Source organism: Burkholderia ubonensis (genome assembly GCF_902833085.1).
GTDB classification, from domain to species: Bacteria; Pseudomonadota; Gammaproteobacteria; order Burkholderiales; family Burkholderiaceae; genus Burkholderia; species Burkholderia ubonensis.
Map to the genome: position 1 here is coordinate 683,998 of NZ_CADFEB010000004.1, position 14,312 is coordinate 698,309.

Annotated in this window: 13 protein-coding genes and 2 pseudogenes; 10 read left to right on the forward strand and 5 right to left on the reverse strand. The window is 70.9% G+C overall.

All coding sequences use genetic code 11. The features are described 5' to 3' along the window. Positions 1–198 precede the first annotated feature (198 nt). From sodB to HWX31_RS14415, 3 genes are all read left to right on the forward strand, one after another. A complete protein-coding gene (sodB, locus tag HWX31_RS14405) occupies positions 199–777 on the forward strand; it encodes a superoxide dismutase [Fe] (RefSeq protein ID WP_017333980.1) in 579 nt (192 codons plus the stop codon). Positions 778–1,044: 267 nt separating this feature from the next. Next, positions 1,045–2,355 (forward strand): MFS transporter, encoded by a 1,311-nt coding sequence (locus HWX31_RS14410; RefSeq protein WP_174964458.1) that lies wholly within the window; start codon positions 1,045–1,047, stop codon positions 2,353–2,355. Between the two features lie 16 nt (positions 2,356–2,371). Next, positions 2,372–3,712 carry an MFS transporter gene (locus tag HWX31_RS14415; RefSeq protein ID WP_174964457.1) on the forward strand — a complete coding sequence of 447 codons (1,341 nt, stop codon included), beginning with the start codon at positions 2,372–2,374 and terminating at the stop codon, positions 3,710–3,712. 24 nt (positions 3,713–3,736) lie between these two features. Here HWX31_RS14415 and HWX31_RS14420 read toward each other — a convergent pair whose 3' ends face one another. Beyond that, on the reverse strand, positions 3,737–4,465 hold the full coding sequence (locus HWX31_RS14420) for a Crp/Fnr family transcriptional regulator (protein ID WP_174964456.1): 729 nt from the start codon (positions 4,463–4,465) through the stop codon (positions 3,737–3,739). An 82-nt stretch (positions 4,466–4,547) separates the two neighbouring features. Between HWX31_RS14420 and HWX31_RS14425 the strand changes: the two genes are divergently transcribed. From HWX31_RS14425 to HWX31_RS14435, 3 genes and pseudogenes are all read left to right on the forward strand, one after another. Continuing rightward, positions 4,548–5,075 (forward strand): Mpo1 family 2-hydroxy fatty acid dioxygenase, encoded by a 528-nt coding sequence (locus HWX31_RS14425; RefSeq protein WP_174964455.1) that lies wholly within the window; start codon positions 4,548–4,550, stop codon positions 5,073–5,075. Continuing rightward, positions 5,068–5,304 (forward strand): annotated as a pseudogene (locus tag HWX31_RS14430) (2-dehydropantoate 2-reductase N-terminal domain-containing protein); the annotation flags it as partial. The gene HWX31_RS14425 and the pseudogene HWX31_RS14430, both read left to right, overlap by 8 nt. A 144-nt stretch (positions 5,305–5,448) precedes the next feature. After that, positions 5,449–6,054, forward strand: coding sequence for a class I SAM-dependent methyltransferase (locus tag HWX31_RS14435; protein WP_174964453.1), 606 nt, complete (start codon positions 5,449–5,451; stop codon positions 6,052–6,054). Between the two features lie 37 nt (positions 6,055–6,091). On the opposite strand, the gene HWX31_RS14440 is transcribed toward HWX31_RS14435, so the two are convergent. Both HWX31_RS14440 and mdtD read right to left on the reverse strand, forming a co-directional pair. Then, positions 6,092–7,366, reverse strand: a complete 1,275-nt coding sequence (locus HWX31_RS14440; RefSeq protein WP_174964452.1) for an EAL domain-containing protein — start codon at positions 7,364–7,366, stop codon at positions 6,092–6,094. 183 nt (positions 7,367–7,549) lie between these two features. Continuing rightward, positions 7,550–8,986, reverse strand: coding sequence for a multidrug transporter subunit MdtD (mdtD, locus tag HWX31_RS14445; RefSeq protein WP_174964451.1), 1,437 nt, complete (start codon positions 8,984–8,986; stop codon positions 7,550–7,552). 254 nt (positions 8,987–9,240) lie between these two features. Between mdtD and HWX31_RS14450 the strand changes: the two genes are divergently transcribed. Beyond that, complete coding sequence (locus HWX31_RS14450) at positions 9,241–9,564, forward strand: DUF2917 domain-containing protein (protein ID WP_174964490.1); 324 nt, start codon at positions 9,241–9,243, stop codon at positions 9,562–9,564. On the opposite strand, the gene HWX31_RS14455 is transcribed toward HWX31_RS14450, so the two are convergent. Beyond that, positions 9,537–10,766 (reverse strand): citrate synthase family protein, encoded by a 1,230-nt coding sequence (locus HWX31_RS14455; RefSeq protein WP_175933932.1) that lies wholly within the window; start codon positions 10,764–10,766, stop codon positions 9,537–9,539. The genes HWX31_RS14450 and HWX31_RS14455 overlap by 28 nt on opposite strands. Positions 10,767–10,876: 110 nt before the next feature. Between HWX31_RS14455 and HWX31_RS14460 the strand changes: the two genes are divergently transcribed. After that, positions 10,877–12,271: a CoA transferase gene (locus tag HWX31_RS14460; RefSeq protein ID WP_174966187.1), complete on the forward strand. Its 1,395-nt coding sequence runs from the start codon at positions 10,877–10,879 to the stop codon at positions 12,269–12,271. Between the two features lie 24 nt (positions 12,272–12,295). On the opposite strand, the gene HWX31_RS14465 is transcribed toward HWX31_RS14460, so the two are convergent. Next, positions 12,296–13,042 carry a GntR family transcriptional regulator gene (locus HWX31_RS14465; RefSeq protein WP_174966186.1) on the reverse strand — a complete coding sequence of 249 codons (747 nt, stop codon included), beginning with the start codon at positions 13,040–13,042 and terminating at the stop codon, positions 12,296–12,298. A gap of 179 nt (positions 13,043–13,221) precedes the next feature. Here HWX31_RS14465 and HWX31_RS14470 point away from each other — a divergent pair, with 179 nt between their 5' ends. Together HWX31_RS14470 and HWX31_RS14475 are read left to right on the forward strand one after the other, a co-directional pair. Further along, positions 13,222–14,067: an aldo/keto reductase gene (locus tag HWX31_RS14470; protein ID WP_174966185.1), complete on the forward strand. Its 846-nt coding sequence runs from the start codon at positions 13,222–13,224 to the stop codon at positions 14,065–14,067. A 65-nt stretch (positions 14,068–14,132) separates the two neighbouring features. Then, positions 14,133–14,312, forward strand: a pseudogene (locus HWX31_RS14475) (hypothetical protein); the annotation flags it as partial.

The window sequence follows — 14,312 nt, forward strand, 5'->3', positions numbered from 1 at the left end:
CTCGCGACGCGCGACCGGAGCGCGTCCGGCGTCGGGAACGCAACCTGCTCGCTGCATCGATGTGCTGCGCGAACGCCGCTTTTCCGCATACCGCGGATAAATGGCCCGCGAGTTTGCGGGGTTATTCGTCCTCGCCTACAATCGGACGCTCGGCAGCATTCAACACAGCCTCCCTACATACTCAACGAAGGAATCGCCATGGCTCATACGCTCCCGCCGCTCCCGTACGCTGAAGACGCGCTCGCGCCGACCATCTCGCAAGAGACGATCCAGTACCACTACGGCAAGCATCACCAGGCTTATGTGACGAACCTGAACAACCTGATCCCGGGCACGGAATTCGAAAACCTGTCGCTGGAAGAGATCGTGAAGAAGTCGTCGGGCGGCATCTTCAACAACGCCGCGCAAATCTGGAACCACACGTTCTTCTGGAACAGCCTGTCGCCGAACGGCGGCGGCGCTCCGACGGGCGCGCTGGGCGACGCGATCAATGCGAAGTGGGGCTCGTACGACGCGTTCAAGGAAGCCTTCACGAAGGCGGCAGTCGGCACGTTCGGCTCGGGCTGGGCATGGCTCGTGAAGAAGGCGGACGGTTCGCTCGACATCGTGTCGACGAGCAACGCGGCAACGCCGCTGACGACGGCCGACAAGGCGCTGCTGACGATCGACGTGTGGGAGCACGCGTACTACATCGACTACCGCAACGCGCGTCCGAAGTTCGTCGAAGCGTTCTGGAACATCGTGAACTGGGACTTCGCCGCGAAGAACTTCGCGTAAGTCACCGACACCTTCGCCGCGCCCCCGCACCGGGCGCGCGGCATCCCGCAAAAAGCCCTCCCGACGAGGGCTTTTTGCTTTTTCGGCCGCCGTGCGGCCGAAAGCCGGCCGGGCCTTATAACCGGAGGCAATCAGTCGATGCCATAAATTCAATAGACGCTCGACGGCCCGGCTCCGACACTCGTTCTCCAGCAATTCGTGACACGAATGACGGCGCGCATCGATACTCCGGCCACGGGGCCGCGCGCCGCGCCTGGAGGAGACACCATGTTTCGACGCCCCCGCGTCAGTCGGTCGGTCCTCGCGCTGATGTGCGCGATGTCGTTCATCATGTACCTCGATCGCGTGAACCTGTCGGCGTCCGCCGGCGTGATCCGCGACGACCTGCATCTGTCCAATACCGGCGTCGGCCTCGTGTTCGCGGCATTCGCGTACACGTATGCGATCTGCCAGGTGCTCGGCGGCTGGGCGAGCGACCGCTACGGCGCGAAGCGCACGCTGATCGCCTGCGCGACGATCTGGATCGTCGCGACCGTCGCCACCGGGCTCGCCGGCGGCCTCGTGTCGCTGTTCGGCGCGCGCATGCTGCTCGGCATCGGCGAGGGCGCGGCGCTGCCCGCGCAGGCCCGCGCGCTGACCAACTGGTTCCCCGCCGGCCGGCGCGGTTTCGTGCAGGGGCTCACGCATTCATTCTCGCGGCTCGGCAACGCGGTGACGCCGCCGCTCGTCGCGTTCGTCGTCGCGATCGCATCGTGGCGCGCGTCGTTCGTCGCGGCGGGCGCGCTCACCGCGGTATGGGTGATCGTCTACGCGTGGTACTTCGCCGACGATCCGCGCCGGCACCGCCACATGTCCGCCGACGAAGCGGCCGACCTGCCGCCGGCCCGCGCCGCGGCCGACTCGCACGCGCATGCACGCACGCCGTGGCGGCGGCTGCTCGCCCGCATCGCGCCGACGATGGTCGTCTATTTCTGCTACGGCTGGACCGGCTGGCTGTTCTTCACGTGGCTGCCGACCTTCTTCATGCACGGGCGCGGCCTCGATCTGAAGCAATCCGCGCTGTTCTCGGCCGGCGTGTTCCTGTCGGGCGTCGTCGGCAACACGGCGGGCGGCGTGTTCAGCGATCGCGTGCTGAAGCGCACCGGCAACGTCGTCGCCGCGCGCCGCAACGTGATCATCGTCGCGTTCGCCGGCGCGCTCGTGTTCCTCGCGCCGGTGCTGTTCGCGAAGTCGCTGACCGTGACGGCCGCGTCGATGAGCCTGTCGTTCTTCTTCCTCGAGATGACGATCGGGCCGATCTGGGCGGTGCCGATGGACATCACGCCGCGGCACGTCGGCGTCGCGAGCGGCCTCGTGAACGCGGGCTCGGCGATCGCGGGCATCTTCACGCCGATCGTGTTCGGCTTCGTCGTCGACCGCACCGGCAGCTGGACGCTGCCGTTCGCGGGTTCGATCGCGCTGCTCGTGCTCGGCATCGTGATGACCTTCTTCATGCGGCCCGACCTGCCGCTGCGCGACGACGCGCGCGCGAACGCGGACGACGCGGCTTTCGAACTGGCCGGTCCGTCAGGACACTGAACGGGAGACGACATCGATGAACCTGCCAACCGTCAACGCATCGCCGGCACTGGATGCCGCCACCCGCAAGGCTCGCGCCCGCCTGCTGCCGTTCCTCGTGCTGATGTACGTGCTCGCGTTCGTCGATCGCGCGAACGTCGGTTTCGCGAAGAGCGTGCTGCAAGCCGACACCGGCCTGAGCGACGCGGCGTTCGCGTTCGGCGCCGGCATCTTCTTCGTCGGCTACGCATTGTTCGAAGTCCCGAGCAACCTGCTGATGCACCGCTTCGGCGCGCGCGTGTGGATGAGCCGCATCATGCTCACCTGGGGCCTCGTGTCCGCGTGCACGGCGTTCGTGCACGACGCGGCGAGCTTCTACCTGCTGCGCGTGCTGCTCGGCATCGCGGAAGCGGGCTTCTTTCCCGGCATCATCCTGTTCCTGTCGAACTGGTTTCCGGCGCGGATCCGCGCGCAGGCGATGGGCCTGTTCTACTTCGGGCTGCCGCTCGCGCTCGTGCTCGGCAGCCCGGTGTCCGGCTGGCTGCTCGACCTGCCGATGCCGTTCGGCCTGCATCCGTGGCAGGGCATGTTCGCGGTCGAGGGGCTCGCGGCATCGATGGTCGGCGTGATCGCGTTTTTCTACCTGACCGACCGGCCCGCCGACGCGCGCTGGCTGTCGGCCGACGAGCGCGCGGCGCTCGCGGCGACGCTCGGCGACGAGGACGCGCACAAGCGCGCGCACGGCCCGGCGTCGGTGGCGGCGGCGCTGCGCGACCCGCGCGTGCTGTTCTTCAGCGCAATCTATTTCGCGATCCAGGTCAGCGTGTACGGCGTCGTGTTCTACCTGCCGACGCGCATCGCCGGGCTGACGGGCGGCCACGTCGGCACGGCGGTGGGCTTCCTGACCGCGATCCCGTGGTGCGCGGCGATCGCCGGCACGTTCGTCGTCACGCGGCGCGCGGACCGCTCGGGCCGGCACCGTGCGTGGGCGGCCGCGATGCTGGCGCTCGCGGCGGCGGGCATCGCCGCGTCGGCGCTCGGCACGTCGCTGCCGGTCGTGCTGGTGGCGTTCTGCGTGGCCGCGACCGGGTTCGTCGCGGTGCAGCCGCTGTTCTGGACCTTGCCGACCGGCTACCTGGGCGGCGCGGCCGCGGCGGGCGGGATCGCGTTCATCAACTCGGTCGGCAATCTCGGCGGCTTCGTCGCGCCGAACCTGAAGAGCGTCGCGGAGCGCGTCGCCGGGCATCCGCAGGCCGGCATGCTGACGCTCGCGCTGTTCGGTTGCGTCGGCGCGGCGCTGTTGATGAGGGCGGGCCGGCGTGGGGATGCGTCGCGCGGCGACGGCGTCGCGTGGCGCGGGTCGCCCGGGCGGTCGTGACGGGCGCGGCGCGCCGGCGGCTTCTCAGCCCGGCAGCCCGCTTGCGCGCCGCAGCGCGTCGACGTCGACGAGTTCGATCTCGCCGACGTGCAGCCGCACCACGCCGTCCGTCTCCAGCGATTTCAGCAACTGATTCGTGGTCTGCCGCGTCAGCGACAGCATCGCCGCGAGCTTTTCCTGCGACAGCCGGATGCGCGTGCGGCCGGCGCTGATCCCGCCGTAGCCGTCGGCGATCATCAAGAGGCGCGCGGCGAGCCGCTGCGCGGCCGGCATCACGCTCATCGATTCGACGGTCAGGAAGCTGAGCCGCAGCTTCTGCGCCATCAGCAGCGCGAATTGCCGCCAGTATTGCGGCGTCGCGTCGAGGATCGCAAGCAGCGCCGCCTGCGGCACGTGCAGCAGCAGCGTGTCGTCGAGCGCGATCGCGTCGTGCGTGCGCGGCCGGCCGTCGAACAGCGCGATCTCGCCGAACCACGTGACCGGCTCGGCGACCGTCAGCAGCGCCTCCTTGCCGTGCAGATCGACCGCGCCTATCGTGAGGGAGCCGCTCAGCACCGCGTACAGCCCGCACGGCGGGTCGCCGCGGCGGAACAGCGCGTGGCCGGCCGGCAGGCGGCGCAGCGCGGCGCGCGCGAGCAACGCCGCGCGCAGTGCCGGCGGCAGCGCGGCGAACCACGGGTGCGCGTCGAGTTGCGGCAGGTATCCGTCGAAAGACCTGGGGTCGAAAGGCTCGGGGTCGAAGGACTCGGGCATGGGCGGCGCGATGTCGGGTAGCCGACAGAGGTTCTCGGGCGTGACGGGCATCATAGCGCGCATCGAACGACGAGGAGACGCGATGAAGACCCTTGAAGACCATCTTTCCCGGTACGCGGCCTATCACCGCGACGCACGCAACATCGCGACGCATCTGGTCGGCATCCCGGTGATCGTGTTCGCGGTCGAGGTGCTGCTGTCGCGGCCCGCGTTCGGCGCGCCGGCGGGCATCGCGCTGTCGCCGGCGCTGCTGCTCACGATCGCGTTCGTCGTGTTCTACCTGCGCGTCGACCTGCGCTTCGGCGCCGTGATGACGGTGCTGTTCGCGCTCGGCCTGTGGGCCGGGCAGACGCTCGCCGCGCTGCCGACCGCGCAATGGCTCGGCATCGGGATCGGCGCGTTCGTCGTCGGCTGGATCGTGCAGTTCGTCGGGCACTGGTTCGAAGGGCGCAAGCCCGCGTTCGTCGACGATCTCGTCGGGCTGATGGTCGGGCCGCTGTTCGTCGTCGCCGAGGTCGCGTTCTTCGCGGGGCTGCGCGGCGAGGTGCGACGTGCGGTCGAGGAGCGGGCCGGGCCCGTGCACGGCGGCGCGCACGACGCGCATGTCTGAACGGCCGATGGCGCGCATCTGCGTGGTCGGCGCGGGCGCGCCCGGCTGCTACGTCGGCGGCCGGCTCGCGGCGGCAGGGCAGCCCGTCACGTTGATCGGCCGCGCGCGGATCGGCGACGCGATCCGGAACCACGGGCTCACGCTGTCGGATCGGCGCGGGTATCGCGCGCAGTGTGCGCCGGGGGACGTCGCGTTCGACACGGACATTGCCGCGGCGGCCGACGCGCAGCGGCCCGCGCTGGCGCGGCGACGCGCTGTGGGCCGCGCTGGCGGAGCGAGCGCGTGCCGCCAAACGATTGCGTGCCGATGTGACGCCGTGCAATGACTAAGATGGGATTGGCGTCATGTGACGTCATTGCGGAGCGCAATCGCCATGGTGGATCGCCCGACACTCGACGCGTACGACACCTACGCCGCCGACTATGCACAGCTCTGGCTCGACGAGGGGCCGCCCGACGACATGTATGCGCTCCTCGAACAGCATTTCGCGCCGGGACCGACGGCGGACGTCGGCTGCGGCGCGGGACGCGATACGGCCTGGCTTGAATCCCGCGGCTTCGACGTGCGCGGCTACGACGCGAGCGCGGCGCTGCTCGACGAGGCGCGCCGCCGCCATCCCGGCCTGCGCTTCGAGCAGGCGGCGCTGCCGGCGCTTCCCGGCGTGCCGTCCGGCGCGTTCCGCAACGTGCTGTGCGAGACCGTGGTGATGCACCTCGATCACGTCGAGGCGGCGGCCGCCGTCACGCGGCTCGTCGAGCTGCTCGCGCCGGGCGGCACGCTGTACATGAGCTGGCGGGTCGCCGGCAGCGGGTCGCTGCGCGACGAGCACGGGCGCCTGTACACGGCGCTCGACGGCGCCCGGATGCGCGCAGCGCTCGGCGGCGGCGTGCAGGTGATCGACGAGCATGAAGTCGTCAGCGCGTCGTCGGGCAAGCGCGTGCACCGGCTGATCGTCCGCAGGACGGACGGGGCGGCCTGACGCAGGTTCGCGTGACGCGCGCGCGGCGTTCCGGGCGTCAGTCGCGGTGCGCGGCCGCTTCCCAGTTGATGTCGACGCAGAGCACCTGCATTCCGCCGGCGACGGGCGCGGCGATCGATGCGGTCACGCACAGGTGCGCTTCGTTGATCGACAGATAGGGCGGCGTCAGGTGCACGCGGCCCGGCGTGCGCATCGCGTGGATGAAGTACGGGCGGCGCTCCCAGCTCGCGCCTTCGGAGTGCAGCAGCGGACGGAAACGTTTCGCGCGTTGCGACACGCTGCCGCGCGCGAGCACGTTGTCGCCGATCTGCCGCCCGGACGCGTCGAGCAGGAAGCAGCGCGCGGTCTCGGGCAGGCCGAGCACCGCGGCGGCCGCGTCGATGAGCGTGTCGCCCGCGCCGAGCTTCGTGCCGGCTTCCTCGAGCGCGGCGACGTACGGCGCGAGCCGCATCGCCTGCGAGCGCTCGCGTTCCGCCACGCGCAGGCGCAGCGCGGCCGACAGCGTATCCATGCAGCCCGCCGCGGCCTGCGGCTGCACCGGCTCGACGCTCGGGCCCGCGAAGTACTGGCCCTGCACGAAATCGACGTCGCATTCGAGCGCGATCAGCGCGTCGCGCTCGGTCGCGAGGCCGCCCATCAGCACGAGCTGGCCGGATTCGTGCAGCAGCGACACGAGCCCCGGCAGCACCCGTTCGAGATGCGAATGCTCGCTCGCCTGCGCGAGGATGCCGCGGTCGAGCGAGACGATGTCGGGGTGCAGGTGCCAGACGCGGTCGATGTTCGAGTGCTTCGCGCCGAAGCCGCCGAGCGCGATCAGAAAGCCGGCCTTGCGCAGGCCGTCGACGATCGCCGCATAGCGCGGCGTCTCGCCGCCGGCCTGCTCGGGCACCTCGAGCACCACGCGGTGCGGCGGCAGGCCGAGCGCCTTCAGGTTCGCGAGCAGCGCGTCGCCGTAGACGGTGTCCATCAGCGCCGCGGGATGCAGGCTCAGGAAGAGCCATTCGTCGTGGCTGTCGAACGCATGGAAGTTGCCGAGGTGCAGCGATTCGGCGAGCCGGCCGAGCTCGAGCAGGTCGCCGCGCCGCGCGGCCTGCGTGAAGACCTCGTGCGACGCGACCTGGCGGCTTTCCTCGTCGTGCGCGCGCAGCGACGCGTGATAGCCGATCGCGCGCCGGTGCGACACGGAAAACACCGGCTGGAACACGCTGAAGACGGTGTAGCCGCCGTACAGCACGGTGCGCCGGTTGCCGTCGTCGCCGGCGACGGGGCGGGGCGGCTGAAAGCCGGGGGGATCGATGTCGATCATGCTCATCATGATGTCGGCCGGGGAGGCTGCCAGTTTACCTACAGAATAGGCGAGCAAGAAGCGTGCGCAATCGCGCGGCCGGTGCGGCCCGCTGACGCGGTGCGCGCATGCGCGTCGGCCGGGCCGGTTGCACCGTTGTGGTGCGCCGCATGCCGGTGCGCCGTCCGAACCGGGGCGCGCCGGCCCGCGTCATGCGCGCTCGGACGGATCGGTCTTGCGTGCCGAGCCGCGAATCTCCGGCGCGAGCTGCGCGAAGATCCACGCCGACCCCGCGGTGATCACGCCGACGCAGATGAAGGTCGCGTGGAACGCGGGCAGCGTGTTGCTCGGCGTCACGGTGCGCAGCATCCCGGTGAAGGTCGCGAGCAGCGCGCCCGCGACCGTCACGCCGAGGCTCATCGACAGCATCTGCACGAGCGAGAACAGGCTGTTGCCGCTGCTCGCGCCGCCGGTGCCGAGATCCTTCAGCGTCAGCGTGTTCATCGCGGTGAACTGCATCGAATTGAAGCCGCCGAACAGCGCGAGCTGCGCGACCTTGAGCCACACGGGCATCGCATCGTGCATCAGCGCGAAGCTCGCCATCATCACGCCGACCATGACCGTGTTCGCGAGCAGCACGTTGCGGTAGCCGTGCTTCATGATGAGGCGCGTGATGAGGCGCTTCGAGGACATCCCGGCCGCCGCGACCGGCAGCATCATCAGGCCCGCCTCGAACGCGGTGTAGCCGAGGCTCACCTGCAGCAGCAGCGGGATCAGGTACGGCATCGCGCCGCTGCCGATCCGCGCGAACAGGTTGCCGAGCAGGCCGACGCTGAACGTGTGGATCCGGAACAACTCGAGCGAGAAGATCGGCTGCGGTGCGCGCACCGCGTACAGCCCGTAGGCGACGAAGCACGCGAGGCTCAGGATCAGCAGCACGAGCACGGCCGCATGCTGCATGCCGAGGTCGGCGAGCCCGTCGAGCGACAGCGAGATCGCGACCATGCCGATCGTCAGCAGCAGATAGCCCTTCAGGTCGAAGCGGCCGACTGCCGGATTGCGTGCGTCGGGCATCGAATACCAGGTCGCGATGCAGCCCGCGACGCCCACCGGCACGTTGATCAGGAAGATCCAGTGCCATGACGCGACCTTCACGAGCCAGCCGCCGAGCGTCGGGCCGATCAGCGGGCCGATCAGGCCCGGAATCGCGACGAACGACAGCGCCGGCAGGTAGCGCTCGGCCGGGAACGTGCGCAGCACCGCGAGCCGTCCGACCGGCAGCAGCATCGCGCCGCCGATCCCCTGCACGATGCGGAACGCGACGAGCTGCGGCAGCGTGTGCGCGTTCGCGCACAGCAGCGAGCCCAGCGAAAAGACCAGGATCGCGCTGAAGAACACCCGCCGCGTGCCGAGCGTATCGGCGAGCCAGCCGGACACCGGGATCATCACCGCCATCGTCAGCGAATACGCGATCACGACCGACTGCATCCGCAGCGGCGATTCGCCGAGGCTCGCCGCCATCGACGGCAGCGCAGTGTTGACGATCGTCGCGTCGAGCGTCTGCATGAAGAAGCCCGTCGCGACGAGCCAGAGCATCACGGTGAGGTTCTTTTCGCCGGGGGCGGCGGCGGGCGGGCGTTGAAACATGGGCGGCGGGCGAATGTTGAAACGTGGGCACGCGGGCGGCGCCGCGTGAACGCAGGACAGCCGACATTGTAGGGAAAGCCGCTGCGCCGCGCAGTTCCGACCCCGTGTGCCGAGCGGCCCGCGGGCACGGGCGGAGGTGCGTCGCCCGATGGACCGGTACAGTTCAGCCGAAAGTGTCTGCGGGCGTATCTGTGAGCGTGCTGCCGCTGTCCGGATACTGGACGGGTGCGATCGACCACGACCGGGAGCGGGCCATGCGTGAACTACGACTCTACGAACTGGATGCCGACGAGCCTGCCGGGCGGTGGCGGCTGGCCCGCCGCAGCGTGCTGCGCGTCACGGCGGGTGAAGTGTGGCTGACGATCGACGGCGAGCCCGCCGATTACTGGCTGCGGCCCGGCGACAGGCTCGCGCTCGGGCCCGGCGCGCAAATCTGGGTCAGCGCCGGATCGCGTGGGGCGCGCTTCACGCTGAGCCGCGCGGATGACCGGGCGGCGTCGTTTGCCACGGCGCTGCGGCAGCGCCTGGCCGCGTGGCGCGGGCGCCGCCGTCAGGCCGGCGCGTCGCTGCCGACGTAGCGTGCGCGCGGCCGGATCAGCTTGCCGTCCGCGTACTGTTCGAGTGCGTGCGCGATCCAGCCGGCCGTGCGGCCGGCTGCGAACAGCGTGAACGTGGCGCCGTCGGGCAGCGCGAGCGTGCGTTCGAGTGCCGCGAGCGCGTAGTCGATCGTCGGCCGCTGCCCGGTTGCCGCTTCGACGCGCGCGGCGAGCGCGAGCGCCGCGCGCAGCGCGGGGCGGTCAGGCACCGCGGCCTGCAGCGCGCCGAGCAGCGCCTGCGCGCGCGGGTCGCCGGCCGGATAGAGCGGATGGCCGAAGCCGGACAGCGCCGCGCGGCCGCCGGCGGCGCGTTCGTCGTGCGCGAGGCGGAACGCCAGATAGCGATCCGGGTCGGCGGCGCGGGCCGCTTCGTCGAGCAGGGTGCCGGCCCGGAACGTCTCGCCGCCGTGGCGCGGGCCGGCCAGCGCCGCGAGCCCGCCCGCGATCGCGCCGAACAGGTGGCTGCCGGTCGACGCGATGCAGCGCACCGCGAACGTCGACGGGTTCAGTTCGTGATCCGCGCACAGCACGAGCGCCCGGCGCAGCAGGTCGGCCTCGCCGCGTCCGCGCACCTGCCACGCGTCGGCGAACTGGCGGTGCAGCGGCGCGTTGCCGGGCGCGATGCCGGCGAGCGCGGCGGTCGCGACGCGCAGCAGCAGCGCGGCGGTATCGAGCTGCGCTTCGCGCCCCTGCGCCCGGATGCGGGGGATCGACGCGGCCGCGGCCGGCAGCAGCACGAGCGTGCGCTCGAGCGGCGCGAGATGCGCCCACGGGCGCGCCCAGTCCTGCCACTGCGCGGTGTCGAAGCCGTCGGTCGCGGGTGCTGCGGCAAGCCGTGCGGGCGGGCAGTCCCAGAGCCGCGCGGCGGTGGCTTCGAGCGTCGCATCGGCGGCGAGCGCGGTCGCGTCGGCGCCGCGATAGAACAGGCGGCCGTCGGCGATCTGCGTGATGCGCGATTCGAGCACCGGCACGCCCCAGTCGAGCGAGCGTTCGGCGACGCCGCCCGCGCGCTTGGCATCGGCGCGGCGGCGCGCGAGCAGGCGCACTTCGTCCGCGTCGTAGCGGCGGCGCTTGCTGCCGCCGTCGGGCAGCGAGCGCAGCAGGCCGCGGCTCACGTACGCATAGAGGGTGCTCACGCTGACACCCAGTACGTCGGCGGCTTCGGGGGCGCTGAGAGACGTCACGCGGATCGCTCCTGGTCGATCGTGATGGCGGGATGTGCGATCAAGGTTGATCGCGCCTGCGGCGAATTCTAGACTCGATTCGACATTCCCTTTCCGCGAGGCGACCGATCATGACGCCCAGGCTCGCGTTGACGCATCTCTGGCAGCTCGCGCACGGCGAGCCCGGCGCGCTCGCGCGCGTCGCGATCGACGGGCAGGATCCGGCGCTGCCGTCGGCGTTCCATGTCGGCACGCTGGCCGCGGCGTCGATCGCGGCGGCCGGGCTGGCGGCCGCCGAGTGCCATCGGCTTCGCACGGGCGTCGCGCAGCGCGTCGACGTGTCGGTGCGCGACGCGCTCGTCGCGTTTCGCAGCGAACGCTACCTGCGCGTCGATGACGGTCCGCCGCCCGAGCTGCGCCATCCGGTGACGGGCTTCTACGAGACGCGCGATGCGCGCTGGATCCAGCTGCACGCGAACTTCCCGCATCACCTGCGCGGGATACTCGGCGTGCTCGGCTGCGGCGAGCGCCGGGAGGAGGTCGCGGCGGCGATCCGCACGCGGGACGCCGAGACGCTCGACGCCGCACTCGCGGACGCGGGCCTGTGCGCGGCGCTGATCAGAACACCTGACGAATGGGCGGCGCACGAGCAGGCGCGCGCGCTCGCGGCGCTGCCGCTGTTCGAGATCGAACGGATCGGCGACGCGCCGGTGCAGGCGCTCGGCGGCGGCGACGCGAGCCGGCCGCTCGCGGGCGTGCGCGTGCTCGATCTCACGCGCATCATCGCGGGCCCGGTCGCCGGCCGCACGCTCGCGTCGCATGGTGCGCAGGTGCTGCTCGTCAATGGCCCGCATCTGCCGAACATCGCGCCGCTCGTGATCGACAACGGGCGCGGCAAGCGGTCCGCGTGGCTCGATCTGCGCGACGCCGCGGGCGTCGACGCGCTGCAGCGGCTCGTGCGGCAGGCGGACGTGTTCGTCGACGCGTACCGTCCCGGCGCGCTCGCCTCGCGCGGCTTTTCGCCGGACGCGCTGGCGGCGCTGCGGCCGGGCATCGTGTGCGTGTCGATTTCCGCGTACGGGCATGCGGGGCCGTGGTCGCGGCGGCGCGGCTTCGACAGCCTCGTGCAGTCCGCGAGCGGGATCGCATGGCGCGAGCGGCAGGCGGCGCACGCGGACGCGCCGCGTCACCTGCCGTGCCAGGCGCTCGATCATGCGACCGGCTATCTCGCGGCGTTCGGCGCGATGATTGCGCTGGCGCGCCGCGCGCGCGAAGGCGGCAACTGGCAAGTGCGGCTGTCGCTCGCGCAGACCGGCCGCTGGCTGCAGTCGTTCGGCCTCGTGCCGGACGGCGCGCACGCGCCCGAGATTACGCCCGCCGACGCGCGCGACCGGCTCGACCGGATCGCGTCGCCGTTCGGCGTCGTCGATGCGGTGCGTCCGGCGGAACGGCTGTCGGCGACGCCGCCGTTCTTCGCATTGCCGCCCGTGCCGCTCGGCGCGGACGAAGCGCGCTGGATCGACTAAAGGGCGCTCGCGCGGGGGAGCGGGTTATTTGCGCAGTTCGACGACGAAGTCGTAGTAGTCGTTGCGGCAGTAGGTGTCGGTCAGCTCGATCGCGCGCTGGTCGGCCGTGTAGCCGATCCGCGTGATCAGCAGCAGCGCGTCGTGCGGCGCGATGCTCATCTGCTGAGCGATCTCGTCGGTCGCGTTCACCGCGCGGAAGTGCTGCAGCGCGCGCACGATCGGCGTGCCGCGCGCTTCGAGGTAGCTGTACAGCGAATCGCCGATCGCCTGCGGATCGGGGATCAGCGTCGCGGGAAACGTCGAGTTCTCGACGGCCATCACGATGCCGTCGGCGAGGCGCAGACGTTTCAATCGTGTAACCGACGCGGCCGGCGACAGCCCGAGCTGGATCACTTCGTCGCGGCTCGCGGGCTGGATCTCGCGTGAGAGCCACTGCGAACTCGGCTTGAAGCCGCGCCGTTCGAGCATCTCGCTGAAGCTCGACAGGCGCGACAGCGGATCCTCGTAGCGCAACTGGATGAAATTGCCCGCGCCTTGCGTGCGCCGGATCAGCCCCTGTTCGACGAGCAGCGAGATCGCCTTGCGCGCGGTGATGCGCGACACGCCGAGCGCTTCCGACAGCACGCGTTCGGACGGCAGCGCCTCGCCGGCTCTCCAGCGGTTGTCGTGAATCGCGTCGCCGAGCTTGCGGGCGAGCTGCAGATAGAGCGGGGTATCGTTGTCGGGGTCGGGGCGCAGGTCCTGCCAGCGGTCGTCCGTCGTTGACTTCATGGAATGGGTATCGATCAGGTTGCGGCCATTCTAAGTCATCATGCGGCGCCGTTATAGCCGGTTTTTGTCGCACGGCAGTCGCGCGCCGCGCCGAATGGCTACACTGATGTGTCGCATTCCGTACCACCGACACCGCGCGCGGCCACGCACGGCCACGAATTTGCAGCGAGGAACGCATGATGAAGGACACGATCGCCACGGTCGTCCTGCCCGACGGCGAGGCGATCCCGAAGCTGGGGCAGGGGACGTGGGAGATGGGCGAGCGCGCGTCCCGGCGCGCGGACGAAATTGCCGCGCTGCGCGAGGGCATTGCGCTCGGCATGACGTTGATCGATACCGCCGAGATGTACGGCGACGGCGCGACCGAAGAACTCGTCGGCCACGCGCTCGACGGCTTGCGCGACGACGTGTTTCTCGTCAGCAAGGCGTATCCGCATCATGCGAGCCGCCGGGGTGTCGTGGCCGCTTGCGAAGCGAGCCTCAAGCGCCTGCGCACCGATCGCATCGATCTCTATCTGCTGCACTGGCGCGGCTCGGTGCCGCTCGAGGAGACGGTCGAGGGCTTCGACGCGCTACGCCGCGCCGGCAAGATCCGCCACTGGGGCGTGAGCAACTTCGATACGGCCGACATGCAGGAGCTCGTCGACGAGGCGGGCGGCGCGGCGTGCGCGACCAATCAGATCCTTTATAACATCGTGCGGCGCGGGCCGGAGTTCGATCTGCTGCCGTGGCTCGCGGCGCGCCGGATTCCGGCGATGGCGTACAGCCCGGTCGATCATGCGCGTCTGCCGAAACATTCGCCGCTCGACGAAATCGCCCGCGTGCGCGGCGTGTCGGTGATGCGTGTCGCGCTGGCCTGGGTGCTCGCGCAGCCCGACGTGTTCGCGATCCCGAAGGCGGCGCGGATCGAGCACGTGCGCGACAACCGCGCCGCGCTCGATCTCGTGTTGAGCGATGACGAGCGCGCGCAGCTGGACGCGTACTTCCGTCCACCGCGCAGCAAGCGCGCGCTCGAAATGCTCTGACCACGATGGCGCCGGACGGCGCCGCGGATCAGTGGCCGTGGCTGCCCGACCCGCCGTTGCCGTGACCGCCGTTGCCATTGCCGACGCCGTTGGCGCCGCCGTTGCCGCCGCCGCCACTGCCGTTGCCATTGCCGTTGCCGCCACCGTTGCCGTGGCCGCCGTTGCCATGACCGCCAACGCCGCCAGCACCGCCAGCACCGCCAGCACCGCCAGCACCGCCAGCACCGCCAGCACCGCCAGCACCG